General features: G+C 62.4%; 23 protein-coding genes. 14 read left to right on the top strand and 9 right to left on the bottom strand.

All coding sequences use genetic code 11. From position 1 onward, the window contains the following. Positions 1-593: 593 nt before the first annotated feature. The 5 genes from ABIB57_RS25115 to ABIB57_RS25095 form a co-directional block, all read right to left on the bottom strand. The gene (locus ABIB57_RS25115) at positions 594-842 is read right to left on the bottom strand and encodes a hypothetical protein (RefSeq protein WP_354044080.1); all 249 of its coding nucleotides are present in this window, start codon (positions 840-842) and stop codon (positions 594-596) included. Positions 843-977: 135 nt separating this feature from the next. Continuing rightward, positions 978-2,084, bottom strand: a complete 1,107-nt coding sequence (locus tag ABIB57_RS25110; RefSeq protein WP_354044078.1) for a hypothetical protein — start codon at positions 2,082-2,084, stop codon at positions 978-980. Further along, positions 2,084-2,701 carry a 5-bromo-4-chloroindolyl phosphate hydrolysis family protein gene (locus ABIB57_RS25105; protein WP_354044077.1) on the bottom strand — a complete coding sequence of 206 codons (618 nt, stop codon included), beginning with the start codon at positions 2,699-2,701 and terminating at the stop codon, positions 2,084-2,086. The genes ABIB57_RS25110 and ABIB57_RS25105 overlap by 1 nt, the downstream gene beginning before the upstream one ends. A gap of 4 nt (positions 2,702-2,705) precedes the next feature. Continuing rightward, complete coding sequence (locus ABIB57_RS25100) at positions 2,706-4,268, bottom strand: substrate-binding domain-containing protein (RefSeq protein ID WP_502914479.1); 1,563 nt, start codon at positions 4,266-4,268, stop codon at positions 2,706-2,708. Positions 4,269-4,282: 14 nt separating this feature from the next. Further along, positions 4,283-5,365, bottom strand: a complete 1,083-nt coding sequence (locus ABIB57_RS25095) for a toxic anion resistance protein (RefSeq protein ID WP_354044076.1) — start codon at positions 5,363-5,365, stop codon at positions 4,283-4,285. Between the two features lie 310 nt (positions 5,366-5,675). Between ABIB57_RS25095 and ABIB57_RS25090 the strand changes: the two genes are divergently transcribed. The 10 genes from ABIB57_RS25090 (at position 5,676) to ABIB57_RS25045 (ending at position 13,855) form a co-directional block, all read left to right on the top strand. Then, on the top strand, positions 5,676-6,740 hold the full coding sequence (locus ABIB57_RS25090; RefSeq protein WP_354044074.1) for a LacI family DNA-binding transcriptional regulator: 1,065 nt from the start codon (positions 5,676-5,678) through the stop codon (positions 6,738-6,740). Beyond that, a complete protein-coding gene (locus ABIB57_RS25085; protein WP_354044073.1) occupies positions 6,737-7,609 on the top strand; it encodes an inositol monophosphatase family protein in 873 nt (290 codons plus the stop codon). The genes ABIB57_RS25090 and ABIB57_RS25085 overlap by 4 nt, the downstream gene beginning before the upstream one ends. Continuing rightward, the gene (locus ABIB57_RS25080) at positions 7,606-8,853 is read left to right on the top strand and encodes an extracellular solute-binding protein (RefSeq protein ID WP_354044071.1); all 1,248 of its coding nucleotides are present in this window, start codon (positions 7,606-7,608) and stop codon (positions 8,851-8,853) included. Before ABIB57_RS25085 ends, ABIB57_RS25080 begins: the two co-directional genes overlap by 4 nt. Before the next feature lie 57 nt (positions 8,854-8,910). Beyond that, positions 8,911-9,957 carry an ABC transporter ATP-binding protein gene (locus tag ABIB57_RS25075; RefSeq protein WP_354044070.1) on the top strand — a complete coding sequence of 349 codons (1,047 nt, stop codon included), beginning with the start codon at positions 8,911-8,913 and terminating at the stop codon, positions 9,955-9,957. After that, a complete protein-coding gene (locus tag ABIB57_RS25070; RefSeq protein WP_354044069.1) occupies positions 9,954-10,823 on the top strand; it encodes an ABC transporter permease in 870 nt (289 codons plus the stop codon). The genes ABIB57_RS25075 and ABIB57_RS25070 overlap by 4 nt, the downstream gene beginning before the upstream one ends. 2 nt (positions 10,824-10,825) lie before the next feature. Beyond that, on the top strand, positions 10,826-11,659 hold the full coding sequence (locus ABIB57_RS25065; RefSeq protein ID WP_354044067.1) for an ABC transporter permease: 834 nt from the start codon (positions 10,826-10,828) through the stop codon (positions 11,657-11,659). A 16-nt stretch (positions 11,660-11,675) separates the two neighbouring features. Continuing rightward, positions 11,676-12,485, top strand: coding sequence for a glycerophosphodiester phosphodiesterase (locus tag ABIB57_RS25060; RefSeq protein ID WP_354044066.1), 810 nt, complete (start codon positions 11,676-11,678; stop codon positions 12,483-12,485). Between the two features lie 95 nt (positions 12,486-12,580). Then, positions 12,581-12,970, top strand: a complete 390-nt coding sequence (locus ABIB57_RS25055; protein ID WP_354044064.1) for a helix-turn-helix domain-containing protein — start codon at positions 12,581-12,583, stop codon at positions 12,968-12,970. 130 nt (positions 12,971-13,100) lie between these two features. Beyond that, positions 13,101-13,430, top strand: coding sequence for an AraC family transcriptional regulator (locus tag ABIB57_RS25050; RefSeq protein ID WP_354044063.1), 330 nt, complete (start codon positions 13,101-13,103; stop codon positions 13,428-13,430). Then, on the top strand, positions 13,427-13,855 hold the full coding sequence (locus tag ABIB57_RS25045; protein ID WP_354044061.1) for a DUF1801 domain-containing protein: 429 nt from the start codon (positions 13,427-13,429) through the stop codon (positions 13,853-13,855). Before ABIB57_RS25050 ends, ABIB57_RS25045 begins: the two co-directional genes overlap by 4 nt. Before the next feature lie 232 nt (positions 13,856-14,087). On the opposite strand, the gene ABIB57_RS25040 is transcribed toward ABIB57_RS25045, so the two are convergent. From ABIB57_RS25040 to ABIB57_RS25025, 4 genes are all read right to left on the bottom strand, one after another. After that, complete coding sequence (locus ABIB57_RS25040) at positions 14,088-15,200, bottom strand: ABC transporter ATP-binding protein (protein ID WP_354044060.1); 1,113 nt, start codon at positions 15,198-15,200, stop codon at positions 14,088-14,090. A 5-nt stretch (positions 15,201-15,205) separates the two neighbouring features. Next, positions 15,206-16,024 carry a carbohydrate ABC transporter permease gene (locus ABIB57_RS25035; protein ID WP_354044058.1) on the bottom strand — a complete coding sequence of 273 codons (819 nt, stop codon included), beginning with the start codon at positions 16,022-16,024 and terminating at the stop codon, positions 15,206-15,208. A gap of 8 nt (positions 16,025-16,032) precedes the next feature. Next, positions 16,033-16,911, bottom strand: coding sequence for a carbohydrate ABC transporter permease (locus ABIB57_RS25030; protein WP_354044057.1), 879 nt, complete (start codon positions 16,909-16,911; stop codon positions 16,033-16,035). An 85-nt stretch (positions 16,912-16,996) separates the two neighbouring features. Beyond that, positions 16,997-18,259: an ABC transporter substrate-binding protein gene (locus tag ABIB57_RS25025; protein ID WP_354044056.1), complete on the bottom strand. Its 1,263-nt coding sequence runs from the start codon at positions 18,257-18,259 to the stop codon at positions 16,997-16,999. Positions 18,260-18,430: 171 nt separating this feature from the next. Between ABIB57_RS25025 and ABIB57_RS25020 the strand changes: the two genes are divergently transcribed. The 4 genes from ABIB57_RS25020 to ABIB57_RS25005 all read left to right on the top strand — a co-directional run bounded on the left by ABIB57_RS25020 (position 18,431) and on the right by ABIB57_RS25005 (position 22,022). Beyond that, entirely contained in the window at positions 18,431-19,258 is an 828-nt protein-coding gene (locus ABIB57_RS25020) for a metallophosphoesterase family protein (RefSeq protein ID WP_354044054.1), read from the top strand. Beyond that, complete coding sequence (locus tag ABIB57_RS25015; protein ID WP_354044053.1) at positions 19,251-20,006, top strand: tyrosine-protein phosphatase; 756 nt, start codon at positions 19,251-19,253, stop codon at positions 20,004-20,006. Before ABIB57_RS25020 ends, ABIB57_RS25015 begins: the two co-directional genes overlap by 8 nt. A 67-nt stretch (positions 20,007-20,073) precedes the next feature. Then, positions 20,074-20,706, top strand: a complete 633-nt coding sequence (locus tag ABIB57_RS25010; RefSeq protein WP_354044051.1) for a TetR/AcrR family transcriptional regulator — start codon at positions 20,074-20,076, stop codon at positions 20,704-20,706. A 596-nt stretch (positions 20,707-21,302) separates the two neighbouring features. Continuing rightward, the gene (locus tag ABIB57_RS25005; RefSeq protein WP_354044050.1) at positions 21,303-22,022 is read left to right on the top strand and encodes a phosphatase PAP2 family protein; all 720 of its coding nucleotides are present in this window, start codon (positions 21,303-21,305) and stop codon (positions 22,020-22,022) included. The last annotated feature ends 143 nt before the right edge of the window (positions 22,023-22,165 follow it).

Raw genomic sequence — 22,165 nt, 5'->3', positions numbered from 1 at the left:
TGCAGCTGCATGTAGGGATCAGTTAGTTGAGATTGCGACTAAAGAGCCGTGCCATCTAAAGACATGCCCTGAAGCGACTCTGGCTGAGTGCGTACCGTTAAAGTCGTCGGTTTTATGGGCTGCCCAAAGGCTCTCGGAAGGGCGGCCTACGACCCCATTTCGGTCATAAACGCGCCAACTCTAATTACCCAAAAGCCGCCATTTGCCGTCCTATGGAGACCGCCGCTTGGCGCCGACAACCCGCCATTCATAAACGCAAGCGGACAAAGGTAAGACTGTGTCAGCCTACCCCTAAAATCCGACTGCCAGGGAAGGCAAGACTGCGCTGGGCTCGACTGATACTGCTCAGCTCAAACGCGACGCTGCAGTTCAACCTTAAGGCTGGAGGAAGCCATCTATAATTTGAAATTGTGCTGGTAGCCCAGACTGCCAAGACGGGGCACTTCGCCGGAGGCACGTTGGGGCCGTCGCTCTAAAACTGCCGGCTACGGCTACCGATGCTCTGGCTCAGCTAGTGATAGCGCAGGCGCGCTCCAAGCATCCACTAGTCGCGGGATGCGCCGTGGAGGCAAAACTGCGAGCTAATAGCTGAGCTATTCTCCCAACCCACCTTGGCGCTCGGTCATCGCCGCATCGTGCAGGCGAGCAGCCTTGCCGTCGTCGGTGCCCGCAACGCTAATCAGGGAGGAGAACGCCGCATGGATAATGTCCTTTTTGGACGCTTTGGGATGCTGTTTCTTGATCGCCTTCAGCAAATCTTGCGACGAAACGTTGGGTTCGGCCAGCCGGAGCATGGTCGTCTGCAGGTCATCTTCTTTATCGACTTTTGTAGATTTCGACATTTTGGCACTACGTGAACATTCGATGACAACTACCCGTACTTAGCGCCGTAGGCCACCTCAAATGTACAACGCGGACTAGGCGGCTCGGCCGGCGGTTCGTACCAGCCAGCGGGATCTATACTTGCGGCTACACCATTATTTTGGGAATTGCGCCAGCATGGCCAGCATCACGCTGGCATCGGGCATCGGCAGCACGGCGTCGATCTCGGCGGGCAACAGCCCCGCGATGGCGCTGTCGGCGGTGCCGGTGAAAGTACCCAGCGGTCCGCGGAAGCCGTGGCGGGTCCAGGCCATTTCCTGCAGGCGCGGGGTGGTCAGCACTTCGAGCAGTCGGTCGGCCGCCGGATCGATGACGATCAACGGATGGGCCGAATAGACCGTGGGGCGCGGATAGAGCACGACCGGCTTGGCGCCGGTGCTCGACTGCACCCGGGTCCAGCGCGCCGGATCGGCCAGGATCCATTCGACCAGTTGATTCTCGTAGCCGACGATCATCGGCTCGCCGCCGAGACCACCGGCCAGGTATTGATCGAACAGCTTGCCTGACGAGGGCGACTTGAACCCCATATTGCGGAAGACGGCCCGCACCTGCTCGCCATATTGGGTCAGGTCGGCCGCCGTGGCGACATCGCCAGCCAGCAGGCTCAGCACCAGGCCCGCGAACATGAAGCCCGAATTGGAGCGGTTCGGATCGGTCGAGACGATGCGGGCGCGGCCATAGAGCGCGTCGACGCCCAGTACCGACCAGTTGGTATCGGCCAGGATCGCGTCGAGCAGGGCCTTGAGATCAAGCTGGTGCTGGCCCTCGGGCGTCACGGTGACAAGCCCGGCTTTGGTCAGGCCATCGACCACCGGCTGCCAAGAATAGACCACGATGGGGGAATTGAGCACCACCTGGTCGTTGCGAACCTTGACGCCATTCTGCTTGGCGATGTCGACCATGATGGAGGACGACGGCCAGAGGAATGCCGGGTTCTGCGACAGCAGTGCCGGCTCGCGCGCCATTTCCACCGAACCGGCGACGCGGGCATCGAGTTCCAGCCCAAAGCCCCCAATCGCCCGCACCACGTCGGGGTCTTCCAAAAACGCCTGCTTCTCGCCGCCGATGAAGCCGAAGAGGCTCGTGCGGTTGCCCAGCAGCCCCTGCAGGCCCGGCTGGTCCTTGAAGGCGAAATAGCCGCCGGTGCTGGCGACACCCAATCCCAAAAGACCCAATCCGAATGCGCGGCGTGACAGTGCCATCAGTGTCTAAGGTCCTCTTTGAGCGATGCCTGGATCAGGCGCAGATCGGTATCGAGCGAGCCGAGCTCGTCGTCGGCCAGGCTATCGGCGTAGTGCACGAAGGCGTCCTCGAGCTTGACCAGCACCGAGCGCACTTCGCCGAGCTGGGTTTGGTCAGGCGCCCGCTTGGCCTCGATCACCGCAAAGCCTTCGGCCACTTCGGCCGCCCGTGGCAGGTAGTAGCTGAGGAAGCGGCGCACCGTGGTGGCGCTATCCGGATTGGCTTCGACGCGGGCGAACACGTCGCTGGCGATATCGGCCAGGTGTTTGACCCGGGCGGTCATGTCCTTGTCGCCGATGCGCCCGGCCACGGCGCGCAGCCGATCGGCGGACGGCGTCGCCTCATTGAGCAGATCGCGCGCGAAGGCGACGCGGCCCCGGCCCAGCGCATTGACATCCATTCCCTCGAATAGCTTTCGTGGCGCCAGCAGCACGACGAGCCCGGCAAACACGGGCACGGCGATGATGGCCGAGACCAGGAACGGCACGCCGAGCCCGAAACTCAGGACGGGCACCAGCACCGCGGCGGCGAGGCCCGCCACGATCCAATTGCCATCATTGCCGAGCCAGGAGGTCATCGGATCAGTTATAGCCACGCGCGGCGCGGAACGCACCGGCAAGATCGGCGCCACCATCGAAGACGCGCGCCGAGGTCTGCGCCGCCAGCGTATCGAGCTGGCCCTTTTCGGCATCGCCAAAGGTGATGCCGAACACCGGCACATGCGGGGTGACGCCCTGCCACTGCGCTATGAAGCCGGCGCTGTCGCCCTCGCTGCGCCCATCGGTCATGATGACGATGGCCGGCAGGTAGCTGCCCAGGTTCGGCGTCTTCTGGATTTCCTTGAGGGCTTCGTTGGCGCAGGCATACATGTCGGTGCCGCCATCGGCGCTCTGGCTCGAGACTTCGCTGAGCAAGGTGGCCTGGTCGGCCTCGGCGCCCGTGGTGGTCAGCGTGTCGCGCACATAGCCATCGAACGGAATGACGATGATGCGGTCGGCCAGCGACCATTGCACCAGCACTTCGGCGGCGCGTTCGGGCGTGAACAGGAACTGCATGGCCTGCTGCAACTGCGTTTCGCCATCGCCACCCATCGAGCCGGAGAAATCGAGGCACAGGGCGGTCAGCGACGGCTTGCGCAGGGCGGCCTGATAGAGATCGAGCGCCTGGCGGATCACCGCCGGCTCGGGCGTGCGGATCGCCGTCACCAGCCGCGTCGGATCGAAATTCCAGTCCGGCTCGGGCTTGGCGGTGACGCCGCCGAGCGGAATGCGTCGTCCGGTATCGGCAATGCGCTGCTGGATCGGCGCGGTGTGCAGATAGGCCAGCAGATCGTTGAAGAAGGTCTGTACATCGGCGCCGCGGCCATGATCGACAAAGCCCAGCGGAGAATCCGCCACAGCCACGCCATCGGCCGGATAGACGGCGTAGAGCAGCTCCTGATCCAGCGGCTTCAGCCGGTCATTGGTTTCCTTGAGGACGGCCTCGTAATTCCACATCGCGTCGTAGAGCGTGCCCTTGCTGGCCGCATCGACATAGAGATCGGCCAGCCAGCCCGACGAGCCCGACGAGCGCTCGACCCCGGCCAGCAGCGACTTGACGGTGTCCTGCACGGTGGGATTATCCAAGTCGCCCGGCTCGATCACCGACTGGCTGGAATTGGCACTGGACAGCATGGCCAGATAGGCGCTGGCGCCCGAATTGGACTGCGTCGCCGAGGTCATCAGGAACTTCAGCTTGCCATCTTTCACTGCGGCGAGGATGTCCTTCATATAGACCGGCTTGCCGACCCAGCCGAGCTCTTCGGCCTTGGAACGCCGCACGCCCAGGATCACCGGCGTCTGCGCGATCGAGGTCAACTGCTTGACGCGCCGCGACGTGTCGAACATGTCGACCCAGACGCTGGCGGCCGGCCACACGGCGTCCTGCTCGACGCCATCGGCGCTTTGCAAAGCCAGCCCGATATCGAGCGAGCCCTCATATTTGAAGCTGCAGGTGGCGCCGTGCTGGGCGCAGAATTCCTGCACGATCGGCTCGATCACGGTATTTTCCGAGCCCGAAACGATTGAGAATTCGGGACCATTCTTGCCGCATGCCGCAAGGGCTAGCGCCATGGTCAGCAGCAGGACGGCGGAAAGCGCTCGCATCATGGGAGTGCGCATCAGGCCTGGGTCAAAGCCTTCTTGAGCTCGACCGTCATCTGTTCCATCTGCTGCTCGGCCAGCGCCCGCTTCTTGCGGCCGTCCTCCTGCACCCTGATGACGCCCGTAATGGTGTCGATCAGGTCGCGATTGGCCTGGGCCAGCGTTTCGGTATCGACGATGCCGCGCTGGGCCTGCTCTTCGATGGCGATGGCCTGGTCCTTCATCATTTCGGAGGCCTGGCGGATCATCGTATTGGTGGCGTCGGTGACGGTCTTTTGCAGTTCGAGCGCCGATTGCTGGCGCGACAGGCCGAGCAGGATCACCATCTTCTGCTTCCAGGCCGGCACGGTCAGCGCCGAGGTCGCCTGCAGGTTTTCGATCAGCGTTTCATCGCCCGCCTGCACGATGCGGATCTGCGGCAATTGCTGGATGCCTAGCTGGCGCGCCTGCTGCAGATAGAACACGCGCTTTTCCAGCCGGTCGAGCGCCTGCACGCTGTCCTGATAGGCCTGGGCTTCCAGCATGCCGCCGCCCTGGCTGGCCGCCGCGGCGTCGGCCGTGGCCTTGAGCTTGGGCAGTTCGACAGTGCGGAAATTCTCGGCGAACGTCTTGCCGGCCTGCACATAGGCATCGAGCCGCAGGATGGCGCCCTTGGTTTCCTCATGCAGGTCGTCGAGCACGGCGATATCGCGGCGCAAGGTATCCTTGTGGCGATCCAGCTCCAGGCCGATGCGGTCGATCTGGCTGGCCACGTCTTCGAACTCGGACTTGAATTTTTCCAGCTGGGCCTGAGCCGAGGAGAAAATCTTGGAGAAGAAATTCTGGTTCTTGAGCGAAGCCGGATCGAGGCTTCTGGCCTTTAGGATGACTTCGGTCAGAAGCTTGCCGGTATCGCCAAGGTCGCGATTGCGCACTTCGCCGAGGATCTTATCGGCGTAATTGCTCACCGATTGCTGGGCATTGTCGCCATAGACCGAAATGCCGGCGCGGTCGGTAATGCTGATCTGGTCGCTGATGCGCGCCACTTCCGCCGGATCGGCCGTGATGACCGGCAGCGTGCTGGCCGGCGCAATGGTGGTGGCGATCTCGGTTTCGGCCATCGGATGAACCCCTTGGTGGCGGACGCAGTGCAGCTTGCCGGACATTGGCGGTCGAATATGACAGTTATGTAACAGTCTTTCGCCGCTGCACGTTATCTACATGGGATGTGATCGTGGCGGCAACAAGCAGTCGTCAAAGATAACGCCCGAACAACAGGTTCAAAGTTCTATCGGGCTGCAACCAGACTGTCACAGAAGGGCGCTAAGACTGCAGCCATCCAAAGCAGGATCGGTAGCAGATGACGAGCGGCAACTTCAACGTGGGTATGGTAATACGTAATACCATTGCGCCCCCCGGGATTCGCCGCTGATGGTTCGCGCCCGCTCCAGCGCCGTCAATGCGGTCACCTCGCGCGATGTCGCGCGGGCGGCCAATGTGTCCCAAGCCCTGGTCAGCCGGGCCTTTACCGGCAATGGCCGGATCGCGGCGGCGACGCGCGAACGCATTCTCAAGGTGGCGGCGGAACTGGGTTGGCATCCCAATGCGCTGGCCGCCAGCATGGTCACTGGCGATGCGCCGCTGGTCTCGGTGATCACCACGCGGTTGAGCTTCGATTGGCGCGCTCAGGTGTTGTCGCACCTGCTCAAGGCGTTCGAAAAGTGGCACCTGCAGCCGCTGCTGTTTTATGCCGACAATGACGACGAGGTCGATCGGCTGCTCGGCGAAACCATCAGTTGGCGCACCCGCGGCGTGGTGGTGACGGCCGGCGTGATCACCCCGGCACGCGCCGAGGCCATCCTGTCGCGTGGGCAGTTCCTCGCCGCGCTCAATCGCCCAGGCAATCATCCGGGCGCGTTCTCCATTGCGACCGACAATCCGGCCGGCGGCGGCCAGGCGGCTTCGCTCCTGCTGGCCGAAGGGCGCCAACGCTTTCTGGTGCTGGCTGGCCCCGAGGATAGCTGGGCTAGTTCGCGCCGTGTGGCGGGGTTTGTCGAGGCACTTGCCGCGGCAGGGCATCGCCCGCTGGTGTGGCACAATGACGAAATGACCGTCGATGCCGGCCAGGCTTGCGCCGCGTGCCTGCTGGCGCTGCCCGCGCAGCAGCGGCCCGACGCGGTGTTCTCCACCAACGACGCTATTGCGCTCGGCTTTATCGATGGCCTGCGCGCCGACGGCCCAAAGCTTCCGGCCGAACTGTCTCTGATCGGCTTCGATAATCTGCCTGCCTCCTCCTGGGCGCCCTACCGCATGACCACGTTCGAGCAAAGGCTCGACGTCATGGTGGCGGGGGTACTCGGCCATATCGAGGCGCACCAGACCGAGGCCGCGGCCGAACCCTCCGCCGCCCTGTCGGGCCTGGTTCGCAGCCCCGATGGCGTTTTTTACTGCCCGCCGCGCCTTGTGGTGCGCCAAACCACGATGGTGCAATCTTGAGCCTGAACCGACGCCTGCTGATCGCCGAAACCATCATGGCAAGGGCGGGCGATATCGCCCGTGCTGCCTTCGACAATGCTGCGCTCGAGGTCACCAGCAAGGGCCCGGGCGACGTGGTCAGCGAGACCGATTTCGCCGTCGAGCGCATGGCGCGCGAGGCTATTGCGGCGCAATTTCCTGAAGACGGCTTTATCGGCGAGGAACTGGGCGGGGCGCTGTTGGCGGCTGGCTATACCTGGCTGATCGACCCCATCGACGGTACCGTAAATTTCGCCCGCAAGCTGGGCTATTTCTGCGTCGCTTTGGCGCTGCTCGAAAACGGGCGGCCGATCGCCGCCTGGACGCTGGAGCCGCTGCAAAGGGAGCTGTTCCAGGCCGGTCCCGACCGCGTGGCGCGCCTCAATGGCAGCCCGATCCGCTGCGCTGCGCAGCCGGACTTCCGCGAGGCCGTCATCGGGCTGGGCTTTTCGATCCGCCACGATGCCGGGCTCAATGGCGCGATGGTCGACGGCATCGTGCGGGCCGGCGCCGAATATCGCCGCCTGGGCGCGGGCGCGCTGTGCCTGGCCCATGTCGCTGCCGGACGGCTCGATGCCTATGTCGAGCCGCATATGAATCCCTGGGATGCGGTGGGGGGTCTGTACCTGGCCGCCTGCGCCGGTGCCGTCACCGCTGACTATATCGGGGCGGGCGGACTGCAGCATGGCGCCGTGGTCTATGCCGCCGCGCCCGCCATCTCGGCCCAGCTTTTGGCAGCCATGCCAGACGTGCTTTCCGGCACTCCGCTCCATCGGGAAAATGAGCAACGGAGTGCCGGAGATATTGCGAGTGATCGCAAGCCTTCCCCCAACGCGGAGACGAAACAATGAAAGCCTTGCTTACGGCGTCCATCGCCCTGCTTCTGAGCACCACCGCCTACGCCGTGGAGCCCGTCGGATCGGATACGTTCAATACCGATCCAGGGTTCGACCTCAGCACGCTGACGGCTGAGAATTTCTATGATGTCATCGTTCCCCTGGCCAAAAAAGAGGGCAGCGTCACCCTTTATGACTTTACCGACAGCTTCGGCCCGCTGTTCACCGAACACCTGATCCCGGAATTTGAAACCAAGTACGGCATCACCGTCTCCTATATCCGTGGCGAAGGCGCCGCTGCCAACCAGCAGCTCATCGCCGCCCACAATGCCGGCGCCAAGGCTCCGGCCGACGCCTACTTCGTGTCTTCGGGCGGTATTCCGCTGCTGCTCGGCGCCGGCGTCATGTCCAATGTGCCGCTGAACCAGGTGCTGCCTGCCGGCCCCGGCATCAATGCCGAAATCGCCACCTCCACCAGCGGCATCCAGCATGGCGGCGCCTTCCTGCCGTTCCACCGCAACCAGACTGCCATCGTCTATGATACCCGCGCCATCCCGGCCGACCAGGTCCCGGCCGATCTCGATACCCTGGCCACCTGGGCCAAAGCCAATCCGGGCAAGTTCATCGTCACCTCGCCGGCTGGCGGGGGTTCGGGCGACGGCTTCATGCAGGCCATCGCCTTCGCCAAGGTGACCGGCGCCGATTGCACCGCCGCCTTCACCAAGTGGGACATCACCGCCGAAGAGGCTACGGCCATCGCCGGTGCCGATTGCATGAAGCCGCTGTGGGATTACTACGCCGACATCCTGCCCTCGGTCGAAGTGACCAACGGCAATTCCGATACGCTCAACCTGATCGCCAACGGCGCCGGCTCGATCGGCACCGCCTGGGAAGACATGGTCTATGACTTCACCGGTCGCGGCCTGCTGCCCCCGACGGTTCGCCTGGAACTGCTCAGCGAAGGCATGGTTGGCGGCGGCGACGGCCTATTCTTCCCGGTCAATGGCGAGCATCCCGCTTCGGGCCTGCTGATGCTCGACTTCCTGATGAGCCATGACGTGCAGCTCGAAAAGCTGTCGCTCAACGGTTCGCGTTCGGCCCGCACCGATATCGATCCGGCCGCCAGCTTCACCCCCGAGCAGGTCGCCCGCCTGATCCCGACCGAGCAGTACGCCACCCGCGCCAAGCTGCGCATGCCGGCGATCCTGAACGACGGCCTCAAGGCCCACTTCGTCGCCAATATCCTGGCCAAGAAGTAATCCGAACCTTTGCGGCGGCGCTCCGGCGCCGCCGTTTCTCTTGCCGAAAGTCTTGCCATGGACGCCTCCATTTCCATTCGCCGCCTGACCAAGCAGTTCGACGCCACCACCGTGCTCAAGGGTATCGACCTCGAGATTCCGGCCGGCCGTTTCCTCATCCTGCTCGGCCCCTCGGGCTGCGGCAAGACCACGCTGCTGCGCACCATTTCGGGCATTACCGATCCGAGTTCGGGCGAAATCTGGCTGCACAACAAACGCATCGATGGCGTCGCGCCCGAGAAGCGCAATTTCGGCCTGGTGTTCCAGACCTATGCGCTGTTCCCGCATATGAGCGTCGAAAAGAACGTCGCCTTCGGGCTGGAAATGCGCAAGGTCGGCAAGGCCGAGATCGTCCGCCGGGTCGCCGCCGCGCTGGAGCTGGTCGGGCTCGCGCACCTCGCCACCCGCCTGCCCAAACAGCTTTCCGGCGGCCAGCAGCAGCGCGTGGCTTTGGCCCGCGCCATCGTCATCGAGCCCGATGTGCTGCTGTTCGACGAACCGCTCTCCAATCTCGATGCCAAGCTGCGCGATAGCCTGCGCGAAGACCTTCGCGCTTTGCAGCAGAAGCTTGGGGTGACCTCGATCTATGTGACCCACGACCAGTCCGAGGCCATGGCGCTGGGCGACGAGATCGTGGTGATGAAAGACGGCGCCATTGTCGAGCGCGGCACGCCGATCGAACTCTATCGCCGCCCGAAATACCGCTTCACCGCCGAATTCCTCGGCATGACCAACGTCATCGCCGCGCAGATCGAGGGCGAGACCTGCCGCCTGCCCTGGGGCGCGGTGTGCAGACTCGAAAACCCAGCCGAGACCGATGTCGAGGGCGTCGCCATCCGCCCGGAGGACCTGGCCATCGTGCCGGTCGAGGGCGAACATGATGGGGTCATCGATCAATCCATGTTCATGGGCGCCGCCACGCACTATTGGGTCAAGGCTGCCGGCCAGACACTGCGCGCCATCGCCAGCGGCGGCAGCAATGCCATCCTGCCGGCCGGCCAGAAGGTCAAGCTCGTGGCCCCGATGGCACTGCACCTGCTGAAGTCGCTGGGTACCACGCCATGAACCCAACCAAGGTCAATACCCTTACCTTGCTGCTCTGCCTGCTGCCGGGCGTCGGCTACCTGCTGGTCTTCTTCGGCCTGCCGCTGGTCACCGTCGTGTTCGGCAGCTTCACCAGCCGCGCGCCGGGCGCGTCGCCAATCACGCTCGATACCTGGATCACGCTGTTTTCCAGCCCGGTCTATCTCGATGGACTGTGGTTCTCGCTCTGGCTCGGCATTGCACCGACCGCCGTGAGCCTGCTGGTGAGCCTGCCGCTCTCGGCGCTGATGCAGGCCAACGAGACCAGCCAAAAGCTGTTCGGCACGCTCTATCGCATTCCCCTCGTGGTGCCTGGGGTCGTGGCCGGCTTTCTCGTCCTCGTCATCCTCGATCGTGGCGGCATGGCCTCGCGCCTGTTGATGCCGCTGGGCATTCCGATGCCGCGGCTGGTGCGCGACGACTGGGGCGTCGGCGCCATCATCGCCTCGTCGTGGAAAACCATCCCCTTCATGACCCTGATCATTGCCGGCGCCATGGCGGCGATCAGCAAGGACATCCTCGCCGCCGCCCGCACCCTGGGCGCCAACCGCCTGACCGTGTTGTGGCGCATTCAATTGCCGCTGGCGCAGCCCGGCATCACCGCGGCGGTCCTGCTGAGCTTCATCGGCTCGCTCGGCTCCTATGTGATCCCGAGCCTGCTCGGTCCGGCCTATCCGCTGCCGCTCAGCGTGCACATGTTTGCCGAGGGGTTCCAGAAGGGCAACTGGCCCATGGTTTATGCCATGGGAACGCTGCTCAGCGTGTTGGCGATCGCGGTGCTGCTGGCCTATTACGCCATTGTTGGCTCGTTCAGCCGCGGCAGTGCCGCACTCACGGCGAGGAGCTGACCATGGCATCGCGCAGCAGCAAATCGCAGGGCTTGGTTGGATTTGGTCTTTACGCCTACCTAGCGCTGACCCTGCTTTTTCCCATCATCGTGATCGCTCTCTGGGCCTTTTACGATCCCAAGGTGGGCTGGTTTCCGCCCGATATCATTCCGCGCTCGTTCTCGCTGTCGGCCTGGCGCGAAGTGCTGGCCGACCGCAATATCTGGCCCTCGGCGATGCTCAGCCTTTTCGTCTCCATCGTTGTCACGGTGCTGACCGGCGCGCTGGCCTTCCCCACCGCCTGGGCGCTGGCGCAGTTCCCGTTCCGCCTCAAGCGCGCGGTCGAAATCTTCATCCTCGCCCCCGTCATCGTGCCGGGGATCGTGGTGGCGATCAGCCTGGGCGAAATCTTCTTCCGCTTCGGACTGTTCGGCACCGTGCTGGGGGTGATCCTGGTACAATTGATCGGCACGCTGCCCTTCATGATCCGCATCCTGACGGCGACGCTGGAAGGCATTCCCAATGAGCTGATCTATGCGGCGCGCACGCTGGGCGCCTCGCCTCGGGTCGCGGTGCTTTGCATCGCCCTGCCACTGGCCTGGCCGGGTTTTGCCGCGGGGGGCCTGCTCACCTTCATCGCCTCGTTCGAGGAGTTCGAGAAAAGCTTCATGGTCGGCGCCCCCAAGGTGCAGACGCTGGCGGTGAGGCTCTGGAGCTATCTCGGCGGCGACATTCTGGTGCTGCCGACCGCCGCCGTCGTCACCTTCATTCTTCTCACCCCGATGCTGGTCATCTTCATCCTCGCCGAACGTCTCAGCAAGGATGACGTGATGGCCGCCGGCCTCGGCAAACTCTGACCTGGAGCCTTTTCAAATGAGCAATCCCTTCCTCGCCCGCGACACCGGCTTCCTTCGCATCTGCGGCCATCGCGGCCACAATGTGAGCGCGCCGGAAAACACCTTCGCGGCGTTTCGCGCCGCGAAGGATCTTGGCGCAAGCAGCCTCGAGATCGATACCGTGCTGACCGCCGACAACGAGATCGTGGTCATCCATGACCTGTTGGTTGATCGCACCAGCAACGGCACCGGCGCCGTCAAGGACATGAGCCTGGCCGACATCCAGGGCCTCGATGCCGGCGCCTGGTACGATCCGAAGTTTGCCGGCGCGCGCATACCGACCCTGGCCGAAACCATCGCACTGGCGCATGAGCTGGACATGGTGCTGGAAGTCGAGATCAAGGAAAAGGTGCATCTCGACCGTTATCTGACGGCGCTAAAGGCGGCCGTCGCCGATCCGGATGACCTGGCCCGGGTGATGATGATCTCGTTCGACCATGCCAATCTCAAGGTCGTTAAAGCCGCGATCCCTGGTATCCGCACCGGCGGCATCGTGCATGAAAAATTCCCAGATCCGCTCGCGGTGGCGCGGATTTCCGATCTAGACGAACTGTGCATCGATCTCGACGTCTTCGATCCGGTCGGCGCCGAACAGTTGCATGCGGCCGGCATTGCCATTCGCTGCCACGCCTATAGCCCGCGCACCTGGGACAGAGCGCGCAAGTCGGGTCTGAACTGGGATGAAACGCTGCCGCAGTATCTTCGCGCCGGGCTGATCGACACGCTGTCAGGCGACGATGTGGGTTGGCTAAAGGATTTTGTCAGCGCCTCAGGGTGTGAACGATAGGCGTCTATGACGCCTCCTTAGCCTGATCGCACTTCCGCAGGATTTGCCTGCCCATGTCGTGCCAGAGTGCTTCTTCAAGCCCAACAGAGGCAGCCATGCACAGTCAGCTAAGTTACAACGATCGCCTCAGTCGAGTGGTGGACTACGTATATGCCAATCTGGAGGGCGACCTCTCCTTTGACCGGCTGGCGGAAGTTGCCTGCCTTTCCCCCTATCATTGGAGCCGAATTTACGCGGCTATGCGCGGAGAAACCATTGCGGCAACGGTTCGGAGGTTGAGGCTCCAGCGCGCCTCCGATCGCTTGTCCAGTTCCGATCTGGACGTCGCAGCAATCGCCACATGGGCCGGCTACAGCAGCCTCGATACGTTTGGACGGGCCTTTAAGGATGCATTCGGCATGAGCCCCGCCTCTTACCGAGCCAGTGGCTCGCATGCCGCTTCAAATCCGCCAATCGAGCCAGCGATGCCGGCGCCTTTCCCGTAGCGGTCGAGACCTTGCCGGAGCGACGCTGCGCCGCGATCGATCACTGAGGGGCCTACATGCAAATCGATCATGCTATGGCAGGCTCTTTGCCGAACTTTCCGCACGGCATATTTTGCCCGCTGGGCCCGCCATGATCGCCGTGTTCTTCGACGATCCCGATCTCGTACCGGAGACGGATTTGCGCTCACGTGCCTGCTTGGCGGTCACGGATTCCCTAGCCGTCGAGGCGCCCCTGGTGGAAAATATTATCCACGGCGGGCTCTATGCGCGATTGAGTTATACGGGCCCCTATGCAGACATGCGAGATGCCTATCGGTGGTTTCTCGGCGTGTGGCTGCCCGACTCTGGCTATGAACCTGACAATGCCCCACTCTTTGAAGCCTACCTCAACGACCCGCGAGAGGTGCCCCAGACGGAATTGCGCACCGATATCCACCTGCCAATCAGAGCTTCGCAATGACCGCTCCGCAGGTGCCCCTGTATATTGTTAAAGCGGTATCGCGCTACCCAGAGCCGGTGCGTGTGCGTCTGCTGGAAATTCGCAAGATCATATTTGCCACAGCTGCCGAAGCCGATGGCGTCGGCGCACTGACCGAAACGCTTAAATGGGGCGAACCGGCATATTTGACCGAGGCAAGCCAGAGCGGAACGACAATCAGATTGGGTGCTACCAGATCGAACGCTGCAGAGTGCGCGGTGCTGTTCAATTGCAAGACAACGCTGGTCGAGACGTTCCGAAGCCATTTTGCCGCTACCTTCGCATTCGAGGGCAATCGCGCACTCGTCCTTCCGGTCACTGGCCCGCTGGCGCTAGAGCCCCTGATGCTCTGTCTGCGCGCGGCGCTGACATATCATCTGCTGAAGAATACCGCGTTCCTGCCATGACATCCCATAGCGTTCGATATTTGCCGATGTTTTGTTGAATGCCCTCTGGTCTGGTCACGACGAAACTCTTTGTATCCGGATTTCAAGCGGCTGCTTCATGGCATTTGGTAGACGCTTGAGCAATGAAGTCTCGGCCCACGCGGAACGTGTCCGCAAACACAGCAACTATCGAGGAGCTTGCCTGAAAGCGGACAGGCCTTAACCACCCCACATCAGGCAAATCGCAGGGTCGCTAGCGCGGGGCACCGGCGATGCCGCCTTCGATCACATCGCCGGACTTGTCGAACAGGCGCAGACTGGTACGATCGATGGACAGGGGCAGCACTTGGCCGGCCGAGAGCAGGTGGTGTCCGGGTAGGCGGGCGGTGACCTCGCTGACCGCCTCGCTGCCGGCTTTGCTCGATAATCCCAGGTCGATGAGGGTTTCGGCGCCCAGCGCTTCAACGAACCGGACAACGCCCTCGAGGTGGAGATGGTGGGCGTTGTCCGTGCGAGGCATCAGGCTTTCGGGGCGGATGCCAAGTGTCGCGGGGCCGTCGGTGACATGAGACGCCAGGCGCACGGAAAGGCCCGGCGCAGTGAACAGCACATCGCCATCGGCATGGCGCACCTCGCCCTTGATGCAATTGGTCGGGGGAGCGCCGAGGAAGGAGGCGACGAAGACGCAGTTGGGGTTCATGTAAAGCTGCATCGGCGTGCCGACCTGGCGGATACGTCCGCCCTCCATCACCACGATGCGGTCGGCCATGGTCATGGCTTCGATTTGGTCATGGGTGACGTAAACAGTGGTGGTGCCCAGTTGCTGCTGCAGCTTGCGGATTTCGATGCGGGCGCTGTGACGCAGCTTGGCGTCGAGGTTACTCAGCGGTTCGTCGAACAGAAAGGCCTGTGGCTGGCGCACGATGGAGCGGGCGACTGCCACGCGCTGGCGCTGACCGCCAGAGAGTTCGCGCGGCTTGCGGGCCAGCAGGTGGTCGATTTCCAGCCGCTCGGCGGCGGCGGCGACTTGGCGCTGGATTTCGGCGCGCGGCATTTTCTTGAGCGACAGCGAGAAGCCGATATTCTCCTCGACGCTCATATGCGGGTAGAGCGCATAGGACTGGAACACCATGGCCAGTTCGCGCGACTTCGACGGCACATGGGTGATGTCGACGCCATTGAGCAGGATACGGCCAGAAGTGGGTTTTTCGAGCCCCGCCAGCATGCGCAGCGAGGTGGTCTTCCCACAACCGGATGGACCGACCAGCACAACGAATTCGCCATCGGCGATCTCGAGGTTAAAGTCGCAGACCACTTTGGTATCGCCGAAATCCTTGGCGATGCCGCTGAACTGGATCGAAGCCATGGCGATTACCCCTTGAGGCCGGAAGAAACGAAGGTGTCCATCACCCGGCGCTGGAAAAACAGGAAGACGGCGACGGCGGGAATGCTGGCCACGATGATGCCGGCCATCAGCGCGCCGTAGTCGCTCATGCCCTCTTGCAGGAATTCGCGCAGACCGATCTGGATGGTGCGCGACTTCGGGCTTTCGGTGACCAGCAAGGGCCAGAAGTATTCGTTCCAGCTCTCGATGAAGATGATGATGGTCAGCGCTGCCAGCGCCGGGCCCAGATTGGGGACAATGACGCGCCACAGCGCGGTCCAGTGGCCGGCGCCGTCCATTTCGGCGGCGTCCATCAACTCGGAGGGGAAGCTCATGATGTGCTGGCGCAGCAGGAACACCGCGATGGGGGTGGCCAGATTGGGGATGATCAGGGCCCACCAGGTATCGAACCAGCCCAATTGCGCCATCATGATGTAGATGGGCAGCATGGTCAGCACTTGCGGGATCATCATGGCGCCAATGACCAGGGTGAACAACGTATCGCGGCCGCGGAAATGGAAGCGGGCGAAGGCATAGGCGGCGAGTACGCCGATGATCAATTGGCCAACCACGCGCAACACGGTGGTGCCGGCAGTGTTCCAGATATACCAGCCGAAGGCGGTGTTCTGGAACAGGCGGCCGAAATTATCCAGCGTCGGATGCTGGGGGACCAGGGCGACGGCATAAACCTCGTTCATCGGCTTGAACGCGGTGCTGAGCACGATGACCATCGGCATCAGGATGGAGATGCATATCAACAGCAGCACGATATGGCCGACGACAGTCCAGGGGCGGGAGAGCTGCATGGGGCGGCCTATTGCTTGTACTGGACGCGCTTGTCGAGCACGCGGAGCTGGATGAACACCATGAGCATCAGGAAGGCGAACAGCATCATCGTGCCCGCGGCGCCGCCACCGACATCGAAGGTGACGAAGCTATATTGATAGACCATGTAGAACAGGTTGGTGGTTGAATTGGACGGCCCGCCCTGAGTCATCAGGTCGATCGGGGTGAACACCTGCTGCATGGTGAAAATGACGGTCGAGATCAAAACGAACATCAGCGTCGGGGTCAGCAGCGGCCAGATCAGGCGGAAAAAGATGGTGCCGTCCCCGGCCCCGTCCATACGCATGGCTTCGATATAGTCGCGATTGATGCTGGCCAGACCCGCCAGGTAGAGCAGGACGTTGAAGCCCAGCACCTTCCATGAGGAGATGCCGATGATCACCCAGATGGCGCTGCCGGGGCTGGCGAGCAGGTTCGGCATGTGGATGCCGATCATGGCCGCGTATTGCTTGGCGTAGCCCAAGATCGGGTTGAGGATCCACATGAACGCCACCCCAACGACGACGAAACTGATCAGCGTGGGCAGGAACAGGATGGCGCGGTAGAAATGGCCCTTGCCGCCCAAGGACCAGAGGAACATCGCCACCGGGATGGGCAGCAGCACCTTCAGCGGGATCGAGGCGGCAATATAGATCAGCGTATTGACGAAGGCGGACTGGAACAGCGTCCCGCCAGCGACACGGCCGTAGTTCGACAGGCCGACGAAATCGGCGGTCTGTCCGGGATTGAGGTTCCATTCGACGAGGCTGAGATAGGCCGTCTGGATCAGGGGCCAATAGGTGAACACGCCGAGCAGTATCAGGGTGGGGGCCAGGTAAAGCCAAGGCACCCAGCTGGTGCTGGTCATGCGCGCGTTGAGGTTTTGTAACTTGGTTCCTGTCGCAACTGGCGCCTTAGCGTCAGCCAGTGCCGTGTCCACCATGATGCTGGTCCTAGTTGTTGGCGGCGAGGGCCGCGTTGACCTTGGCCACGGCTTCCGGGACGATCTCGGCGGCGGGACGCTGGCCGGCCCACAGCTCATCGAGCATGGCGCGGATGACGGTCTGGGCTTCTAGCGTTCCCTTGGCGGGCCACACGTTGGTGGGAATGGTGTCGGCCATCTGGTCGATCACCGGCTGCACATAGGGGAAGTCTTTGACATAGGCAGCCATGGCCGGATCGCTCAGCGGGTCCTGGATCAAGGGCATGTAGCCGCTTTCACGCGACCAGCGATTAGCGACTTCCTTTTGGCTGATGAAGCGCAGTAGCTTCATGGCGGCGTCGCGCCGTTCGCCTTCAGGGGCATAGAGCATGAGGGCAGCGCCGGAATTGGAGACGTGGCGTGGATGATCGCCGAACAGCGGGTAATTGGCGACGCCGAGAGCGAACTTGCCGTCGGCGGCGGCAACGGTGCCGCGCAGGGCGGCGGACGAGGTAATGTACATGCCCATCTGGCCGGCATTGAAGGCGGCGGTCCAGTCGGTGTCACCGGCGATCGGCATCATGCCGCTGGTGGCCATGTCCTGCCAGGTCTGTAGCGCCGCGATGCCTTGGGGGCTATCGAATTCGGCCTTGGTGCCGGTGGCGTTGAGGTAGGTGGCACCGGCATTGTTGACCATTACCATCGTGCCATAGTCGCCCATCGCTGCTGCGAGGTGCGCGCCACCGGGAAGGCCGGTCTTTTCGGTGATGGTCTTGCCGTCGGCGACGAACTCTTCCCAAGTCTTGGGCGGGCTGTTGGGATCGAGACCGGCCTGGGTGAAGATGTCCTTGTTGTAGTAAAGCATCGGGGTGCCATAGGCATGCGGGATGGCATAAACGGCATCGCCCACCCGGCCAAGGTCGAGAAAGTTGGGCAGGTAGCCATCAAGCCAAGCGGTATCGCCCTTGGAGGCGGCGACCATGTCGACGGCGCCGGTATTGTTGAGGAAGAACACGATGTTCTTGCCGATCACCGTGGCGATATCGACCGGGCGGCCAGCGGCCAGAGCGGCCTGCACTTCGCCGGTGATCTGCTCGGATTGGGCGAAGATATCGCGCACCTTGATGCCCGGATTGGCAGTCTCGAATTCATTGAGAATGCCACGGAACACCTCGTAACTCTTACCGGTCTGATAGTGATAAAAGGCTAGTTCCGTATCCGCGTGCGCTGTGCCAACCGCCAGGACGGCCGTAGCCAGCCCCAAGGCGATCCGGCCCAATTTGATGCGAAACATGAAAAGTCTCCGATTGCGTTGAGAACGTCTAATCCCATCTTCAACACCCTTGGATGACGGTTGGAGTGAGCTTGCATGACGGTTTGATGAAAGCTGAATGAGCGCTCATTCTGTCATCCGACTGACATGCAGCGGTGCGATTTCTCCAGCTAATCCGCAGGAGGGCATGCTTTGACTTCGTTCCGTATCGTCCAGATCAGCGACACCCATCTGTCACGTGTGCATCCCCAGTTTGTCGGCAATTACGAGGTGGCGTCCGACTTCGCCAATGCCCACAAGCCGGACCTTGTGATCCATTCGGGCGACGTGGCGGTGGAAGCCACGGCGCGTGCGGATGACCTGCTCTTTGCCAAGGAAGCCATGGAAAGCCTCGACGCGCCCTATCGGGTGATCGCCGGCAATCACGATATCGGCGACAATCCCGGCAATGGCGGCTATATGCCGAAAAAGCCGGTGAACGCCGAGCGCATCGCCACCCATGAGGCCCTGTTCGGTTCTAGCCAGTGGCAGCTCGATGCGGCCGGCTGGTCGATCATCGGGGTCAATGCTCAACTGTTTCTCTCGGGCCTTGCCGAAGAAGCAGCGCAGGAACAGTGGCTGGACCAGATGCTGTCGGCCAGCAATGGCAAGCCGGTCGCCATGTTCTGCCACAAGCCGCTATTGCTGGATGCGATCGAGGAGCCGGAGGACATTCCCTACCGCTATGTGCCGATGGTGCCGCGCCGCAAGCTGGCCGCGCTGATGGAAAAGGCCAATGTGCAACTATTCGCCTGCGGCCATGTGCACCAGTCGCGCGACCACGTGGTCGACGGCATCCGCCACGTCTGGGGACCGGCCACCGCCTTCACCCTGCCCGACGACGTGCAACCCAAGGTCGGCATCAAGCGAGTTGGCCTCGTGACCTATGAGTTCGGCCCCGATGGTGTAAAAGTCGAGGCGGTATTCCCCGAAGCCATGACGGCGCATGCCTATGAGACCGTGAAGGCCGCCTATGCCTAGCGCCGCCAGCACATATCTGCTGCCCAGCCTCGGCAATTTCCGCGATTTGGGCGGCCTGCCCGCCGGCGAAGGCCGCACCATTCGGCTTCGGCTGTTCTATCGCTCGCCGCGGCTGACGGGGCTGTCGGCGGAGGATACTGCCTGGCTTGATGTACAGGATATCGGCGCCGTGGTCGATCTGCGCGGTGTCGAGGAGTCCCTGGCGGCGCCGATCGCGGTGTCCCCGGCACTCACCGGCCGGCGCGTCGCGCTGTCCATCGAGCCCAGTGCGTCGCCGCGTATCCGGGCGGCCGAGGCGCAGGGGCCTGCCACATTCGAAATGGTGCGCGAGATCATGATAGATGGCTATCGCGCTTATGTGTCGGCCCATGCCGAAACCTATGCGAAGTTCCTGCGCCTGCTGGCTGCCACCGAAGCACCTGTGGTGTTCCACTGCTCTGCCGGCAAGGACCGGACCGGGGTTGCGGCGGCCTTGCTGCTGGCGGCGCTGGGCGTGCCTAAGGCGGCGATCGAGGCCGACTTCCTGCGCACAAATGACGATTGGCAGCCGCCGGCCGATATCGGCGAGCGCGTGCCAGAAAGCTATCGGCGGGCACTTCTGGGGGTCGAGCTGGCCTATCTCGAGGCCGCCTTCGACGCCCTCGAGCGCCAGCATGGCGGTGCCGTGCAGTTTGCCCGCAATGCCCTGGGGGGCCGGCAGGCGTTGTACGATTTCCGGATGCGGGTCACCGAATTGGCGCCAGCATGACCAGCGCCATCCTCGATCACGTCACCTTGCCGCGATCTGTGCCTAACCTTAGGTTCGGAGCGGAATCATGAGTAGGGCGGGACTCTCGGTGGATCTGGAGAAAGACAAGCGCGTGCGAATTCTCCGCGCCGCATCGGAACTGATCGTCAAGAACGGGCTGCAATCGCCGATGTCGGCTATCGCCGCCAAGGCCGACGTGGCGATGGGCTCGATCTACAATTACTTTGAGTCAAAGGACGACCTGATCCTGGGGGTCTATGCATTATTGGCCGAGGAATTCAACGCCGTGGTGGTCGACGAGATCGACCGCAGCGTGCCGCATCGCGTGCGGGTGATGAAATACGTCACCGACTATATCGACTTCTTCTGGGCCAACTGGGACCGGGCGATCCTGTTCGAATATCTCTCCAACGTGCCGCTGATACCCAAGGAGGCAATGGCCGAGGTGTTCGGCAAGACCCGGGCCTATAGCCGCACCCTGATGAGCGAGGCGATGGCCGATGGCGTGGTCAAGCCGCATTCGGTCGCCCTCATGGGCGGGCTGATCGGCGGCGGCATTCGCAATACGCTCAAATGGCATCGGGCGACCCATGACACGCTGAGCCTTGAGGAAAAACGGCAGATCGCCCAGATGTGCTGGGATGCCATCGCCACCGACGAGCATCGCGGCGATGTATCCGATCTCGTTGTAGCTACCTAAGCAAGCAACCGGCATGGAATGCCAGCGCCAGAGCGAGCACCGCGTCACAAGTTAGAACTTGGGTATCGAGTCCGCGGCGCGCAAACCAATCCGTCATAGCGGATCGGTCGGCCGGCGCCGCGCAAACTAAAAAAGTGCGACGGGCGCGACCCGGTTTGGCGAACGGCTCGAAGCGCCAATGCTCACCCCAGACTAGATGGTGGGGTGCAACGTGGGATTGTCGGTAGTCACCATCTGACGGCGTCTGCTTTCCGTCAGCAATTGCTAAAAGCGGTCGTTCCGTTTCCCACCCCGTTGCCGCCGTTCGCGATGCGCTACCTGTCACGTCAGGGCATACCCGAATGTTGCGTAACGTGGCCGTCAGCTGATGACGTAACCTCTGGCTTTATTGCGACCTAACGTTACAGCATCCTGTGGAGCCTAAAGCCCGATGTGACAGTTGCATAGGCGCGCCTTCTGAACGGGGCGCTCGCCACAGGCGACCAAGTGGATTTCGCCCAGGAGGGCCTATGGTAAGCCGAAAATCCGCGCTCCCTGAGCGGCACCGTCCGGGGGCCATCCACGCCGTTCGCTGGGTAAGTGTCGCGGCAGTATGTGTGGCGCTGTTTTCCATTTTGGCGGTTACGCTGATCTATACTGGTCCTTCGGTAAAGTGGGATGTTGGGATCGCCGCTGCCGTGCAGTCGATGCGCAATCCGGCTCTCGATGCGATGATGATCACGGCGACTTATCTCTGCTCGTGGCAGGTGGTGGTCACCGGTGCCGTCTTAACGACGCTGTTCTTTTTTGCGCGGCGAATGTGGTTCGCAGCGGCTGCCATGATCATTTCGATTCTTGGTAACGTGCTAATCGTCGGTGGCATCAAAAGCGTCATGCATCGGGTTCGACCTGACCAGACGCATGCACTCCTGCCAGCAAGCGGCTCGACATTTCCGAGTGGCCATACCTTTTCGGCGTTCGCGTTTTATGGGCTTCTCGGCCTTATCTATGTGGGGCATGGCCAAAGTACCCGACATCCGAGACTCGTCGGTAGCCTCACGGTTGCCCTGATTGCCGCAGTCGGTACCTCGCGCATCTACGTTGGAGCGCATTGGCCTTCCGATGTCCTGGGAAGTACCTTCTTAGGCTCAGGCTGGCTCGCACTGGTTGGCCTTGTGCTCGCTGCGATCCGCGAACGGATGCCCGCGTCGTCGAGTCAAACATCAAACCGAACCGCCCGGCGGTGGGCGGTACTGCTGGTACTGCTCTGGGCGGTATTTATTGTGGTGTATGCGTTTATCTACTCGCCAGCCGCACCATCAGCAGCCATCGCCTAGATAGCTTGCAGGCTGGCAGAATTGCCATGTTTCGTCACCGTTTGAGGTGAGGGCAGGATAAGGCTCGCCAGCCACTCAGATTGTCTGATCGAGTACGGTGCTCGGCAATGAGCAGATAATAAGCTGATGCCTATGCTCGCCCT

Origin of the sequence: Devosia sp. UYZn731, assembly GCF_040546795.1 — a bacterium.
Taxonomy (GTDB): Bacteria; Pseudomonadota; Alphaproteobacteria; order Rhizobiales; family Devosiaceae; genus Devosia.
The sequence above is the reverse complement of the archived record's forward strand: the minus strand, read 5'-3'. Positions and strand labels throughout refer to the sequence as shown.

Excerpts from the sequence above, each read along its gene's own strand:
- ABIB57_RS25115 (WP_354044080.1), bottom strand. The coding sequence starts at position 842 with ATGTCGAAATCTACAAAAGTCGATAAAGAAGATGACCTGCAGACGACC.
- ABIB57_RS25110 (WP_354044078.1), bottom strand. The coding sequence starts at position 2,084 with ATGGCACTGTCACGCCGCGCATTCGGATTGGGTCTTTTGGGATTGGGT.
- ABIB57_RS25105 (WP_354044077.1), bottom strand. The coding sequence starts at position 2,701 with ATGACCTCCTGGCTCGGCAATGATGGCAATTGGATCGTGGCGGGCCTC.
- ABIB57_RS25100 (WP_502914479.1), bottom strand. The coding sequence starts at position 4,268 with ATGCGAGCGCTTTCCGCCGTCCTGCTGCTGACCATGGCGCTAGCCCTT.
- ABIB57_RS25095 (WP_354044076.1), bottom strand. The coding sequence starts at position 5,365 with ATGGCCGAAACCGAGATCGCCACCACCATTGCGCCGGCCAGCACGCTG.
- ABIB57_RS25090 (WP_354044074.1), top strand. The coding sequence starts at position 5,676 with ATGGTTCGCGCCCGCTCCAGCGCCGTCAATGCGGTCACCTCGCGCGAT.
- ABIB57_RS25080 (WP_354044071.1), top strand. The coding sequence starts at position 7,606 with ATGAAAGCCTTGCTTACGGCGTCCATCGCCCTGCTTCTGAGCACCACC.
- ABIB57_RS25075 (WP_354044070.1), top strand. The coding sequence starts at position 8,911 with ATGGACGCCTCCATTTCCATTCGCCGCCTGACCAAGCAGTTCGACGCC.
- ABIB57_RS25070 (WP_354044069.1), top strand. The coding sequence starts at position 9,954 with ATGAACCCAACCAAGGTCAATACCCTTACCTTGCTGCTCTGCCTGCTG.
- ABIB57_RS25065 (WP_354044067.1), top strand. The coding sequence starts at position 10,826 with ATGGCATCGCGCAGCAGCAAATCGCAGGGCTTGGTTGGATTTGGTCTT.
- ABIB57_RS25060 (WP_354044066.1), top strand. The coding sequence starts at position 11,676 with ATGAGCAATCCCTTCCTCGCCCGCGACACCGGCTTCCTTCGCATCTGC.
- ABIB57_RS25055 (WP_354044064.1), top strand. The coding sequence starts at position 12,581 with ATGCACAGTCAGCTAAGTTACAACGATCGCCTCAGTCGAGTGGTGGAC.
- ABIB57_RS25050 (WP_354044063.1), top strand. The coding sequence starts at position 13,101 with ATGATCGCCGTGTTCTTCGACGATCCCGATCTCGTACCGGAGACGGAT.
- ABIB57_RS25045 (WP_354044061.1), top strand. The coding sequence starts at position 13,427 with ATGACCGCTCCGCAGGTGCCCCTGTATATTGTTAAAGCGGTATCGCGC.
- ABIB57_RS25040 (WP_354044060.1), bottom strand. The coding sequence starts at position 15,200 with ATGGCTTCGATCCAGTTCAGCGGCATCGCCAAGGATTTCGGCGATACC.
- ABIB57_RS25035 (WP_354044058.1), bottom strand. The coding sequence starts at position 16,024 with ATGCAGCTCTCCCGCCCCTGGACTGTCGTCGGCCATATCGTGCTGCTG.
- ABIB57_RS25030 (WP_354044057.1), bottom strand. The coding sequence starts at position 16,911 with ATGACCAGCACCAGCTGGGTGCCTTGGCTTTACCTGGCCCCCACCCTG.
- ABIB57_RS25025 (WP_354044056.1), bottom strand. The coding sequence starts at position 18,259 with ATGTTTCGCATCAAATTGGGCCGGATCGCCTTGGGGCTGGCTACGGCC.
- ABIB57_RS25015 (WP_354044053.1), top strand. The coding sequence starts at position 19,251 with ATGCCTAGCGCCGCCAGCACATATCTGCTGCCCAGCCTCGGCAATTTC.
- ABIB57_RS25010 (WP_354044051.1), top strand. The coding sequence starts at position 20,074 with ATGAGTAGGGCGGGACTCTCGGTGGATCTGGAGAAAGACAAGCGCGTG.